The 13,960-nt window shown below is 29.6% G+C and carries 9 protein-coding genes; 8 read left to right on the top strand and 1 reads right to left on the bottom strand.

Annotated features, from left to right (window positions below):
• The first annotated feature begins 5 nt into the window (after positions 1–5).
• Positions 6–335, top strand: a complete 330-nt coding sequence (hinT, locus tag HGG64_RS00895; protein ID WP_205518301.1) for a histidine triad protein HinT — start codon at positions 6–8, stop codon at positions 333–335.
• A gap of 53 nt (positions 336–388) precedes the next feature.
• Positions 389–1,045: a DNA repair protein RecO gene (gene recO / locus HGG64_RS00890; RefSeq protein ID WP_169580094.1), complete on the top strand. Its 657-nt coding sequence runs from the start codon at positions 389–391 to the stop codon at positions 1,043–1,045.
• 33 nt (positions 1,046–1,078) lie between these two features.
• Here the strand turns inward: recO and HGG64_RS00885 are convergent, their stop codons facing one another.
• Positions 1,079–2,989: a ribonuclease J gene (locus HGG64_RS00885; protein ID WP_169580093.1), complete on the bottom strand. Its 1,911-nt coding sequence runs from the start codon at positions 2,987–2,989 to the stop codon at positions 1,079–1,081.
• 123 nt (positions 2,990–3,112) lie between these two features.
• On the opposite strand from HGG64_RS00885, the gene HGG64_RS00880 reads away from it, so the two are divergent.
• The 6 genes from HGG64_RS00880 (at position 3,113) to mip (HGG64_RS00855) (ending at position 13,921) form a co-directional block, all read left to right on the top strand.
• Positions 3,113–3,529, top strand: a complete 417-nt coding sequence (locus tag HGG64_RS00880; protein ID WP_169580092.1) for a hypothetical protein — start codon at positions 3,113–3,115, stop codon at positions 3,527–3,529.
• A gap of 61 nt (positions 3,530–3,590) precedes the next feature.
• Complete coding sequence (locus HGG64_RS00875; protein ID WP_169580091.1) at positions 3,591–4,088, top strand: MscL family protein; 498 nt, start codon at positions 3,591–3,593, stop codon at positions 4,086–4,088.
• Between the two features lie 369 nt (positions 4,089–4,457).
• Positions 4,458–6,887, top strand: a complete 2,430-nt coding sequence (locus tag HGG64_RS00870; protein WP_169580513.1) for a putative immunoglobulin-blocking virulence protein — start codon at positions 4,458–4,460, stop codon at positions 6,885–6,887.
• A 30-nt stretch (positions 6,888–6,917) separates the two neighbouring features.
• On the top strand, positions 6,918–9,113 hold the full coding sequence (gene mip, locus HGG64_RS00865; RefSeq protein WP_169580090.1) for an Ig-specific serine endopeptidase MIP: 2,196 nt from the start codon (positions 6,918–6,920) through the stop codon (positions 9,111–9,113).
• A 194-nt stretch (positions 9,114–9,307) separates the two neighbouring features.
• Positions 9,308–11,692 (top strand): putative immunoglobulin-blocking virulence protein, encoded by a 2,385-nt coding sequence (locus HGG64_RS00860; protein WP_169580089.1) that lies wholly within the window; start codon positions 9,308–9,310, stop codon positions 11,690–11,692.
• Between the two features lie 12 nt (positions 11,693–11,704).
• The gene (gene mip, locus HGG64_RS00855; RefSeq protein ID WP_169580088.1) at positions 11,705–13,921 is read left to right on the top strand and encodes an Ig-specific serine endopeptidase MIP; all 2,217 of its coding nucleotides are present in this window, start codon (positions 11,705–11,707) and stop codon (positions 13,919–13,921) included.
• Positions 13,922–13,960: the final 39 nt, after the last annotated feature.

Genomic DNA, 13,960 nt, shown 5'->3' with positions numbered 1-13,960 from the left:
AATTTATGATAGAACGAGATACATTTCAGCGAATTATTGACAGAGATATTCCGGCCACAATTATTTATGAAGATGACAAGACGATTGCTTTTTTAGATATTGATCCAGTTAGCAAAGGTCATTTCCTTGTTGTTCCTAAAAAATATTCAAAAAATTTATATGACATTAAGAAAGAAGATTTAGCTTATTTAATGGAAATTGTTAAACAATTAGCAATTGAACAAACCGATAAATTAGGAGCTTCAGGCTTCAAATTGGAAATGAATAATAATGAATCTGCTGGACAATCTGTCTTTAGGACACATATCCACGTTATTCCTACATATGATGAATAATATACTAAAAAGTTGGTGTTAGCACCAATTTTTTTATATTACAATTTTTATATATGGAATATGAGACAAGAGGAATTATTTTAAATCGTCAGGAGATAAACGAATTCGATGAAATTGTAAGTGTGCTGTCAGAGCGTGGCAGAATTAATATTTTTGCTCCTGGTGTGCGAAAGGCAGCTTCTAAAAATAATCTTAACCTGCAGCTATACTCATTAGTTGATTTAGAAATAATAACTAGCAAAAGATCAAATTTAATGCCGCGACTAAAACGCGCCACCCTAATTAAGCAAATTCCTATCAATATTATGCTAAAACAGGAATATGATGATATTAAATATTTTTTTAGTAAGATAACATCAACTAAGACTAAGCTAATTATTGATGAATATTCTGAATATATCGAATATCTTGCTGAAGAGAAGAATAAAACTATTTCATATCTGCTCTATAAACTAATGATTATAGAGGGAATAGCTCCACGTTTTGATGGATGTGTAGAATGTGGGCGGAAAGACCGCCTGGTTGATTTTGAATTTCATCGTGGAGGATTTCTATGTACTTTTCATAGTTCAAATAATAAGCCCCTTTCTTTACTTAATTCCCTTTTCTGACTTAATAGCACTTATATTTCTTTCGCTGATTCATGTTCACCTTATGACGGCAGTATTATTCGCAAAATGATTATTCAATATTTAATCGAAGTTCTATAAAAAACCAAGCCCTGTTAAAGGCTTGGAAGTTTTTTATTCGCTCTTTTCTACTGTTACTCTTTTGCTATTTACGGGAGATTTTTTATTTTTATTAGTAGATTTCTTAGAGCTGTTATTTTTAGGATTATTGTTTATATTTGTTGATTTTTTGTTTGATTTTGTTGATTTTGTCTTGTTATTACCAGTTTTGGAGTTATTATTTTTTTTGCTTTTGTTTTCTACTTCTTTAGATTTTGAGTTATTTTCACTATCTTTAATATCAACATCAGTCGATGTTTTGTCTGCGAATAGAATCGTTGGAATAATTACAACGTTTCTTCGTTTTTGTTTGTAGAAAAATGGTGCTAAACGGTCAATTATTAATTGTTTGAGTTGTGGGACTGTTCAATCAGTTGAATTTTTTATTGTATACAATACTGCACCATGAACAATTCTTTTTACTTCTTCAATTAAGTGAAGAGAGTTCTTCACAAAAAATGCTCCTCTAGAAACAACTCTAGGCTTACCAAGAATGATATTTTTTTCTTTGTTAATTGCAATAATAACATTTAAAAAGCCATTTTCCCCTAGCTCCATGCGCTCTTTTAAGATCTGAGAGTTAGATTTAGATAAGACGGTGCCATCGATAAAAACAGGTCCAAAATAAACTTTTTCATCTGACAACCTAATTTTGTGATTTTCTAGATAATAAACATCACCTAGTTTGGCCACAATAACATTTTTTGGATCAACTCCAGCTTCAGTTGCAGTATATCCATGGACAACACTCATTCTATATTCACCGTGGTATGGCATAAAGTATTTAGGTTTTGTTAATTGAAAAATCTTAAGGTGTTCTTCTTTATAAGCGTGTCCTGAAGTATGAAGATAACCATCTATTCCATTTTCTCTAATAATAGCTCCTAATTTGTATAGTCGATTGACAAGTAGTTCAATTTTTGAACGATTACCAGGAATTGGGCTTGAAGAGAAGATAATTGTATCCTTTGGTTTAATAGTGATGTTTGGATGTTTTCCGTATGACATTTTTGCTAAACCAGCAAGCTCTTCGCCTTGTGATCCAGTTGTTAAAATTAGAAGCTCTTCCTCATCGTATTTGGATAAGTTTTTCTTGTCAATGAAAATTTCATCGGGAGCATTAATATAACCCAATCTTCTACCAATATCAATATTGTCAACCATTGAACGTCCAAAGGCAATAACTTTTTTCTTAAGTTCAGCTCCAAGTTCAATGATAGCTTTTATTCTAGTTAAATTAGAGGCAAAAGCCGTAACAATAATTTTCTTTTTTGCTTTTAGCATGTATTTTTTAATATCTTTTAAAATATCACTTTCTGATGGAGAGTGATTAGGACGCATAGCATTAGTTGAATCTGAAAAAAGTACATCTAGCCCCTCATCACCAATTTGTTTAAGCTTAGAAAAATCAGTTAAATTTCCAATTGGTGTATAATCAAACCGAAAATCACCAGTCATCATAAGTGAACCATTTGGCGTTTTAATTCTAATTCCAAAGGCATCAGGAATCGAATGCTGTGCGGTTCAATAATCTACCTGACAATCTCCAAAATTTCACACAGCATCCTTTTCTGTTTCAAAAAATTCAATGTTTTTCTTGATTTTTAAGTCATCAAATTTTAACTTTAAATATTGGATTGCGATTCTAGGGGCATAAATGCGTTTAATATCAACTTGTTGGACCAAATACGGCACCCCGCCGATATGATCTTCATGCCCATGTGTTATGAAAAGTCCTTCAATTTTATCTTGATTTTCTGCTAGGTAGGTAAAATCTGGAATCGATCCATTTATTCCGGTTACAAAAGAATCACAAAATTTAATACCAGTGTCAATAATGAAAATATGTTGGTCATATTCTATTATTAAAGTACTCTTTCCTATTTCTTGCATTCCTCCGAGTCCAAAAATTTTTGTTGGTTTCATAATTTTTCCCTTCAATATATATTTTTTATTATTTATTATTAAAAGTAATCGAACAATAATTAAAAATTTTAACAAATTTAAGAAATTAATAACATTAAAATGATTTTTATTATAATTAATGTTATGAAAACAAAGAAAAAATTTGGCGGAGAAAGATCACTAGCAATATTTACTATGCTACTGAGAATAGTCGGAGCAGCTTTAATTGGAATCGGAATTTACTTTATGTTCGAAGATATTAAAGAATTTATATCAGAAAATCAAACATTGTTCAAAACCGAACCTGGTGAAGCGGTTCTCCAAATGGTTAAATATTTATGAACTAAACCCGAGATTATGCTATATGCAATACTAATTGCCGCAGGCATTGGTGTTTGGGCAATTTGTTATATATTAGCTATTATTGTTATATCATTAGCTTCTTGAAAAGGCCAAGCGCTTGGAAGGGCATTGTTGATTATTGCTACAATCTTATTCCCAGTACCTGTACTACCTTCATTTGGTTTGTTTTTCGTAGCAATTAGTCCCCAAAGGGAGTAGAACAAAAATAAAAATATCCGCCTTTGTGGATATTTTTTTAAAACTTATTTATAATTAAGGCATGACAAAAAGAGAATTAGACGAAAAAAAGCACTATGTTAAGAAGTCTTATGTCGATGCAAAAAATATTGTTATTCGTGGCAATATGTTTATGCTAGCGATCGGACTACTGTTAGGTGCATCATTTGGTGCGGTAATATCATCATTAGCAACTGACGTAATTATGTCTGCTATCACAAGAGCAATTGACGTTAGTGTTCAAGATTGAATATTATGACAAAAGGTTGTTGATGGAAAAATTGTTGGTGGTATATATATTGGTAAATTCTTAGCAGCATTACTGCAATTTATAATAGTTTCAATCTTTATTTTCTTTGGACTATTAACAGTCTTTTTAATAAGAAATAGAATGGCATATGCCAAAGCTAAGAAGATGCCGATTGAAGAAGAGCAACCAGCTCCAATTTCACATCAAGAAATGATGTTAGATGAACTACGTAAGCTAAATGAAAATTTGATGCTTCTAAAAGATGCACCGAAAACCTCACCAAAAAACTAAAAACTAAGTAAATTGAATTTTTAAAATGTTAAAAAATTATATGGTAGATTAATTTCTATCATATTTTTTATTATATTTTACTTGCAAGGAATGACTTTTATCGAGTGAAAAATTGTTAGTTTTTTTCGTATATATGTTACTAACTTTAATGATAAAACTCCTAAGAATTTTGCTATACTTAGTCATTCTAAAAATCTAATTCATAGAAAAAAGCAAACAAAATCAACAAAAAGTTATTAAATTTTTCACTTTTTGACATCAGTTATTTTATTTTTTTCAAAAAATTAAATTATATGTATAATTTAGTATTCCAAATAAGATAAGATTAGTATATATGGGATATTTTTATAAATCCTAAAGGAGAGAGATATGTCATTTTTAAAAAAGCGTAAGAATAGAATTTTGTTAGGAGTTATTGTTGCAACTGTGACAACATCTGTTGCCATTGGTGCTGGTTTATATTTTTTAAATTCCGATTCCAAACGGAATAATTTTACTAGTATTTCATCATCTGAAATTAATGCGCAATTGATCAACAAGGAAAATTTAGATATTCAAAATGCTAGTCAGTCTATTAATGACAATAATCTTAAGCAAATTGAAATCCCCCCTAAAATCGTTCCAAAGGAAGAAAAGATTATCGTAGCTCCAGATATTAGAAAACCTGAAGTAAAAAAAGACGAAAAACCTAAGGAAAAAGAAGAAAAGCAAACTCCAAAACCAATTGTTGAAAAAATTGAAACCGATAAGTTTAAACCGCCTAAACTAGATGCTGAAGATTTAAATGATTCAGAAGAAACTTATATTACTTTTTCGGGATTAAAAGTTAAAGTAAGAATTAGAAAACCTGGTCGTCTAATTGATCCAAAATACAAACACTTGGCAAATCGAGAACCATATTTAAATAATATTGTTGGCAAAATTTTATATGTTGAAGTTACTGAAGAATTAAGACAAAAAAATCGCAGTAATGCGCAATCATCTCTTAAATCAAATGTTCATCCAGAAATCTTAAAAGAGTTTAAAACTGGTCAAGAAAAGGATATAAAAGCTGTTATTAGGCAGAATCGCGCAACTCAATACTACATTAATTTATTTGATAAATACAAAAGATTATTTGATAACGGTGACAAAGTCAAAGAGTTTTTAACTCCACACGGTATGTCTATTTACGATAAAGATATAAAACAAAAATATATTGATGAAGTTAACAGGTTACAAGAAGAAAAGCGTAAGAAAAAAATTGAATTTGAAGAATATATTAAAAATAAACCACAGGAAAGAGATAAAAACGGAGAATACACTGAGGAATTTAATAAATATTCAAAAAGGTTTGAGGAATTTGATTTAGAAATTAAAGAAATTGATGATAAAATTCAAGATGCCAAAGATTATAAATACTCACAATTAATTGCTAATTTGGATTATAGTAAATTTACGAAAACGTCAGATAGGCTTGATAATGACCTACATCAAGGATTAGTAATCAGTCCAAATGAACCTAATGTTTATATTAATGCAGACGGTACTTTAGATTCTTATGCTCAATCACCGCTTTTAAATGAAGTAACTTCAAGAAATGAAAGAGATAATTCACAAAAACGTGCCTTTGGAATTCCGGGATATTTTGGAAGAAGTCCAGATTCAGTAAATGAGGGCAGTTATGAAGGATGAAATCGTGAAGACGTTACCAAAACTCAAGAGTTTCAGTTCCTACATATTCAAGATGATGAAGGTATTAAAATTCATAAACTAACCAAAAAAGCAGACTCCAAAGTTGAAACGAAAAGAAATGTGGGATATGTTGTTACAATTGATGCTTCTAACAGAAAAGGTTATGCAAAAACCTTAAAATTGATTCAGGACTTAATAAAAAATAAAAAAGAAATTACTTCATATCGTATTAAGAATATTGGTTTAACTGATAATAATCAAGCATTTTATGAAATTTTTCAAGCCTTGCCAGAGAAATTACCGCAACTAGAATTATTCTTTGAGGGTAGCAATACTTCAGCTCTGCTAGCACTAGAAAATAAACTAATCGATGAGCTATCAATTTATACTACCGGTAATTCATTGGCTGATCATTGATCAATTAATCCTTATGCACTAAAAAATGTTGCCTGAGTTAATAATCTAGACTATAACGTTAGTTTTGATTATCCTAAAAATGCAAGGATCACTTCTCGAATAACTTTTGATAGCATTAGCTTTGATGAATCCGATTTTAAACAAGGATTAAATAGAATTAATGAAGGTCTTAAAATCGCTTACTGAATTAGAAATAATGAGCCGATATTCCAAGGTGGTCTAGGGCCTGGTTTAGATCCTGATAATAATGAAAAAGGAAATAGCTATCCTGTTGGTTTAGATCTTACTAGAGTTCCTTCAATGAAATCTCTAAAGGGCTTAGAGTTCAAGAAAGAATCAACCGACCCTGATAGTAGCAAACGTCGTTTAAAGAGAATTGGATTGTTTAATGATGATACAATTTTCACCATTGATGTATCCGATTTGAATGAAGGACAATTTGATATTTTGGATACTAATCCAATGGCTCAACCAAGATCGAAAATTTACTTTAGCAATGGTAATCGAACTAGAAGAATACACCTTACAAATAAGAATAATATAAATCTAAACAGTTCAGGGAAAAGTAATCTAAATATATTGCTTAATTATAGTCCTGATAACTTTAGTAGAAGTACTAATATTGAAATTGATAAAAATGATGCTAAACTAGTTAGCGATTTATCTGGTTTTTCTGTTACAGAATTCGTTGGTATTCAATTAGCATAATTAAGAAATCACAAGAAATGAGGAAATGAAATGAAAAGGTCAATTAAAAAATATTTGTTTGCACCAGTAGTGCTATTAACACCATTTGCTTTACTAGCTTGCAAGGTGGCAAAACAACAAGAAAAACCTCCTGTTGAAAAAGGAAGGGTTCAAATTAATGAAAATTTAACTCCCGAAGAAATTAAAACTCAACTTCAAAATATCAATTCATTTGATTTTGTTCAATTTAATGAATATAAAACTGATAAATCTCAGCTAAAAGCATCTGATTTAGTAAAGTATGAGGATATTATAATAAAAGTTAAAGATCCTGATCTTAAGGATAAAATTAAAATTACAGTTCAAAGCACAAAAAATGCAAACGATGAACGAGGAACATTAACTTTTGGGCTAAAAATTGAATTTAATAATACTTTTATTGAAAAGGATATTGAAGTATCAGGATTTAGACAATATAGAGATCCTAGTATAAATTTAGGATTAGAAGAAAGATTAGGACCAACAAATACAGCTGAGTTGCAGGACTATATTAACTCTGATTTATATGGTCAATACAAATTAGATAATAAAAAATATATTGATAATTTTTTAAAGGGATATATTAATTTTCAAACAGGTGGAAATATTAGTAAATGAAGAGAAGAAATTAAAAGAGATCCTGAATTAATTAATAAATATAACAAAATTGCTGCAGAACTTCATCTAGATGATTTTGAGACTGCACTTCTAAAAGGTTTTGCTTTACCTCAAACTGAAAATGGTGAAACGAAATTAAATTTATATGATAAAAGAGAAGTAGCGAAAGCTCCTGGGTGATCTGACATTTCTGGTCGCGACCACAAGGCATATGGAGTACCAAGAATTCTTCCAAATCAAAAATATAAAGATTATGCCCTAGACACATATTCTGTTACATTTACTTGGCCTGATGAGAAGAAAAACAAAGAAGAAAATTCAAACAATAATTTTAGATCTACTCACGGAACAATGTGAACAATGGATTTTGTTAAGAAAACTGATGGTAAATATCCAACTAAATGATATTTCGGAACAAATATGCACGTTGCCGATACCTTTAATAGCAAAACTACTACAATTGGATTAATCAATATTAAAGAAGATGTTGGTTTGAATACTAAAATCCCACTAATTAATGGTATAAGTAATGATAATGATTTCTTTAATAAGTATAATCTACAATTAAATGATGCTAATAGAGCAGGAGCGAATGTAATTTTTGAAGCTAAGGATTTTTTAAGTGTTGATCCAGCCGATTACTTAATTGGTGAACAAAAAACAAAGTATAAAGATTACAAAGAAATGTTAGATTTTGCTGTTATTGAAATAGATTTCGAAAAATTTGCAGATTCAAAGCCAGAAAAATTTAGCACTGTTGAAGATTGAGTAAAAGAAATAACTCATGACTATGCTAATCAACAAAAAAGACACATTAAATTTTTAGCTGAAACATACTTAAAAAACTATGACAAAGCAAAATATAGTTTAAATCTTGATGAAGCAATAAAAGAACAAAAAGACAATTTCTATATTATTGGATATCCAATTAGTACAAATGATTGAGGTCTTGACATGTATCAAGACAAAGACTATGACCCGGATACTAGAAAATTCAAGAAAAGTCTTTGAATTAATGGAGAACCATCGCTTTTTGATACGACAAATACATCTAATCTTAGCGAAAAAGATAGATTCAAACTTCAAAATGGTGATAGACTTTCTAGCAACTTAGGTTTTAGATCTTTTGCTGATAAACCGGGTTTATTAGATGCATTTATTGGATTTCCAAAAATATCAAATGAAAAACCTAATGATTTTTACACAAAGACCAATGACAAGGGTGAAAAAAGCTATTTCATTAACTTTGGATTAGAATATTCGCCAAGACACTTTGCTCCAGAACCAGGAGCATCTGGTTCAGTTATAAGAAATCAAAAAAATGAATTAATTGCTGTCTTTCACTCTAAAGAAGGTTTCGTAAATTCAGGTCTTGCTGCAGCATTTAGATCAGAAGGATTTGACTATCAAGGATTATATGGCAGTTACAATTTACCACAATATGACCTAATCTATGGTGGCGGCAAAGAACAAACAAATTCTTTTAGACAAGCATTAATGAAAAAATATGGATCTGGTAATTTCCAAACAAATTTATTTAGCAATCTAAATACAGTTCCAGATCAATTTAATTTTAATAAAACAAAATAACAGTTAAAAAATATCGAATTCTCAACTATTTAAAAGCTATAACCAAATTATTTAAAATAAAAAGCATTTTGTCACTTTTCAAGTTAAAAAGTGATGCTTTTGTGTTTTTAGGGACAAAAATAATATATTTTCATAAAACTTTTATATTTAATATATCATTTTGTCAAAAACAAAAAGAAGATGGAGGAAATAATATGGGAATTCTTAAAAAACGTAAAAATAAAATATTACTAGGTGTTTTTGCGGCAGTTGCTGCCTCAGCAGTTGCAGTCGGAGTGGGTTTATATATTTTAAATTCTCATTCTAGAAATAAACTAGTAAGTATTTCATCATCATCTGTTGCACCAAACCTTATAAATAAAAATAATTTAAATATTAGTGATGCCGACTCTTCAATTGTTGATCGTAATTTAAAAGAAATAAATAAAGAGCAATTGCCACCAAAGGATAATAAGCCTAATCAGGAAAATAACAAAATTCCGGAAACGAAACCAAAAGAAGAAAAGAAACCTGAGAAAAAAGAAATTATTCCAAATGTTGAGATTGAGGATAAAAAAGAAGAAAATAAACAACCAGATGATACTACTTCAGATGATATTGTTGATAGAATAATAGATTTTAACGGTGTCAAGATTAAAATTAGGGTTAAAAAAATAACTAGAAAAATTGAACCCAAATATCAACATTTAGCTAACCGTGACCCCTATATAAATAATCCACTTGGAAAATTAATTAGCATTGAAGTTACTGATGAGCTACGTCAACAAAACGAAGCAAATGCTCAAAATGCTTTTAAAAATAAAATACCTAAAAATGTTCTAGATCAGCTAAATGGATACAATGAAATTCAAGAAAAGGCAATTATTCGTCAAAATAAGACATATTATGAAAATCTCTTTGAAAAATATATGTTGTTATTTGATGCTGGTGACAAAGTAAAACCATTTCTAACAAAACACGGACAAGAAATATATGATGAACAAATTAAAGGTTATTATGAAAAGACCATTAAAGAGTTAGATGCAAAACTAAAAATCGCTGAAAAAAATTTCGAAAAACATCAAAAGAAATTTAAGGGTAATGATGACCCTGGTTTTGATGCTTACTCAAAAGAATTTCAAAGACTATATGATGAAATTCAAGAAATTAAAGAGCAAAAAAAGGATGCAAAAAATCATAAATACATTCAGCTAATTAAGAACTTAGACTACACCAAGTTTAAAGTTACTTCAAGCATCCAAGAAAACCTAAGCAAAGGTTTTGTAATAGATGCTAATGAACCTAATGTATTTGTTAATGAAAATGGTGAATTGGATTCACGTGCAATTTCCCCTCTATTAAATGACGTTATTGCTAGAAATGAACGTGATAATACTCAAAAGAGAATTTTTGGAATTCCAGGTCATTTTGGTAGAACACCTAATGCCGTTGAGGAAGGAAGCTATGAAGGATGAATTAAAAGCGATGAAACATATAGTCCTGAGTTTCAATTCCTAAATATCCAAACAGATGAAGGAATAAAAATTGAAAAGTTAACAAAAGATCCAAATTCTAAGTTGGACACCAAAATTGACAGTGGTTATGTTGTTACCATTGATGCTTCAAATCCTAAGGGATATAGAAAAACTTTAGAGATTATTAAAGAACTTATATCACACAATAAGAAGATAACTTCATATCGTATTAAAAACATTGGTTTAGTTGACAAAAATCAACAATTTTTCGAAATTTTCAAAGCTTTGCCCGAACATTTACCACAGTTAGAATTATTTTTCGAAAGTACAAATACAGCGGCTCTTTTAGCTTTAGAAAACAAAAAAATTGATGAACTAAGCATTTATACATCAGGTAATTCATTATCAGAAAGTTGATCACTTAATCCATATGCTTTCCGTGGAGTAGCATGATATAACAATCTTGATTATAATGTTAGTCGCGAGTATAATCCAAATACTAAAATTACTTCAAGAGTTACTTTTGAGAGCATTGGATTTGAAGAAAGTGATTATGCTCCAGATCTAAAAAGAATTAATGATGGTCTTAAAATAGCTTATTGAATTAGAAATAATGAACCGGTATTTCAAGGCAGTTTAGGTCCAGGACTAGATCCTGATAATAATGAAAGAAATAATAGTTATCCAACTGGTCTAGATTTAACTAAGGTAAAATCACTAAAATCACTTAGAGGATTACAATTCAAAAGAAATGAAACTGACCCAGAAAACACTAAACGTCGTTTAAGAAGACTTGGTTTGTACAACAATGGTAAAGTATTTAGCATCGATGTCGATGAGTTAAACGAAGCACAATTTAATATATTAGATACTAATCCAAATCTTGATCCCCCATCTAAGATTTACTTTAGTAATAGTTTTGAAACTAGAAGAATAAACGTTACTAATTTAAAAAACAAACAATTAACCCCAGAAGGAAGAAGTAATTTAAGGATTTTGTTGAACTTTAGTAAGGATAACTTCAAAAAAGATACAAAAATTGAAATCAATATGTCAGATAAAACACTAGTTAATGATTTAGCTGGCTTTAATATTACTGAATATAATGCTATTGAATTGGCATAGGAAGGTCATTTTATGAAAAAATTACTTAAAAAATATTTATTTATGCCAGTTGTTATTACTATGCCATTTATTTTATTGTCATGCAAAGTAGTTAAAGAAAATAAAATTGAAGATAACAATAGATTAATTAATTCTTCAAACCCTGAAGAAATTAAACGTCAACTTAATGAAATTCAGTTGAATGTTGTTCAGCTTGATGAATATAAAAGCAACAAATCGCAAATCAAAGCATCAAGTATTTCATCTGTCAAAAATGTGATATTGAAAGCAGAAGACCCTTCATTAAGAGACAAGGTTAAAATTGAGGTTGAAAATATTAAAAATGCTGATGATTCAAGCGGAGAATTAACACTAACTTTAAAAATATCATATGAAAATACTTCAATTAATAAGGATTTAACAATACCGGGATTCAGAAAAAGCAATGATGGTTTTATAGACCTAAAATTTGAAGAACGTTTTGCTCCGAATCCCAGCAAATTTCAGGAATATATTGATCAGGATTTATATAACCAGTTTAAGTTAGATAATAAAAAATATGTTGACAATTTTTTGAGTGGGTATATAAATTATGTCACAAATAAAAATCCCCAAGATTGAAGAAAAAATATTGAGAGAAATCCTGAATTAATTGAAAAATACAATGAAATTGCTAACAAACTTCATTTAGATACTTTTAATGATGCCTTAATTAAAGGTTTCGCTTTGCCTCAATTGGAGAATGGCAAAAGAAAACTAAGTTTGTATACGGGAAATGAAGTGGGAAAAGCACCGGGTTGGTCAGATATTTATAACCATGATGTTAATAAGGCATACGGGGTGCCGAGAGTTTTTCCAAATGAAAAATATCGGGATTATTCCTTAGATACTTATTCAGTTACCTTCAATTGACCTGATGAAAGGAAAAATAAGGAAAATAATTCACAAAATTACATTTTGTCAACTCATGGTACCATGTGAACAATGGATTTTCAAATTCGTGGTGATAAAAAATACCCAACCAAATGATATTTTGGAACAAATATGCATGTTGCTGATACCTTTACTGATAAGGTTATTAACATTGCTTTTTCGAATATTAAGGATAATGTTGGCATTAATACAAAATTACCACTATTAAATGGCGACCGTTCTTCTGATTTCTTTAATAACTATTATTTAGAACTAGATAAGGCTGAAAAAGGTGCTGCGAATGTAGTCTTTGAAGCAAAAGATTTTTTAAGGGTTGATCCCGCAGAGTATCTAGTAGCAGATCAAAAGGAAAAATATAAGAATTTTAAAGAAATGCTAGATTTTGCAGTTATTGAAATTGATTTTGAAAAACTATCAAATTCAAAGCCTGCAGAATTTAAAGATGTTGAGGAATGAGTTAGAGCAATCACTCATAACTATGCTGATAAAAAAGAAAGACATATTAAATTCTTATCTGAAAGCTATTTGAAGAATTATGATAAAGCTAAATACAGTTTAGACATTAATAAGGCAATAAGAGAAAATTCAGATACTTTTTACATTGTTGGTTATCCAATTAGCACAAATGATTGGGGACTTAAAATGTATGTTGACAAGGATTATGATCCAAATACAAGAAGATTTAAGAAAAGTCTTTGAATTAATGGAGAATCATCATTTTTCGAATCATCTAGTTTACCCCCTAAACCAAATGATAATTCTCCAATTACTCCAGAACAATTCAAATGAGCAAGTGGAAATCGCTTTTCTAGCAACTTGGCTTTTAGAACCTTTGGAGATAAGCCAGGATTATTAGATGCTTTTATTGGATTCCCTAAAATTTCTAATGAAAAAAAGGATGATTTTTATACAAAAAACAATAAAGATGGAACAAAGTCTTATTTTATTAACTTTGGACTAGAATATTCACCCAGACATTTCTCCCCAGAACCCGGCGCATCGGGATCAGTTATTAGAAATCAAAAAAATGAGTTAATTGGAGTTTTCCATTCTAAAAACGCGGCAACAAATTCAGGACTAGCTGCCGCATTTAGGTCAGAAGGTTTTAATTATCAAGGATTGTATGGCGATTATAACCTTCCACAATATGATCTAATCTACGGCGGTGCTATCGGACAAACAAATTCATATCGCGAAACACTTAAAAAGTTATATGGAAATTTGGTTTTTAAAACCAATTTATTTAAAAATGGTTTGGATGAAATTCCAGAAAAATTTAAATTTGAAGCAACGGAAAAAACAGCTGTTGCCAATTAATACTAATAATTAATCATATATTTACTTAAAAATATGTGA

Source organism: Mycoplasma phocoeninasale, assembly GCF_012934885.1.
GTDB lineage: Bacteria > Bacillota_I > Bacilli_A > Mycoplasmatales > Metamycoplasmataceae > Metamycoplasma > Metamycoplasma phocoeninasale.
This window is presented reverse-complemented; position numbering and strand designations above follow the sequence as displayed.